The sequence below is a fragment of the Oleiphilus sp. HI0086 genome (assembly GCF_001635225.1).
Map to the genome: position 1 here is coordinate 1 of NZ_LWFZ01001138.1, position 608 is coordinate 608.

The window sequence follows — 608 nt, forward strand, 5'->3', positions numbered from 1 at the left end:
TTTACGCAGAACTCGCTTTCTGGGTGAATGAGGGGCGCCAATAATTTTTTAATATCCTCATCCTTGCTTCTGCACTCAATGCCTAGAGCGCCTTGGCCAACAGCTGGAAGTGATTGCTCAGCCGATATGACGCTTTTGATGCGTTCATTGAATTCAAGTCTTTTGAGTCCAGAGGCTGCAAGAATAATGGCGTCATACTCGCCTGCATCGAGCTTTGCCAGACGAGTATTAACATTGCCTCTTAAAGGGCGAATATCTAGGTCTGGGCGAGAGGCGGCCAGTTGGCTATGCCTGCGTAGGCTTGAGGTGCCAACAATTGCACCTTCTGGAAGTTGATCGATCGAGTCGTATTGATTACTAACGAAAGCATCGAAGGGGTTTTCCCGCTCACAAATAACGGCTAGCTCAAGACCTTCGGGGAACTCCATAGGGACATCTTTCATTGAGTGGACGGCGATATCTGAAATGCCTTCTAGCATTGATGCTTCAAGCTCTTTTACAAATAAGCCTTTGCCACCGATTTTAGCAAGGGGGACGTCTAGAATCTTATCCCCTTTGTTTGTCATGCCATTAATATTGACTTCCAAGCCTGGGTATAAAGCTTCAAG

At 46.7% G+C, this 608-nt stretch carries 1 protein-coding gene; it reads right to left on the reverse strand.

From position 1 onward, the window contains the following. On the reverse strand, positions 1–608 hold a 608-nt coding region (gene hemC / locus A3756_RS20095), incomplete at both ends, for a hydroxymethylbilane synthase (protein WP_068554444.1).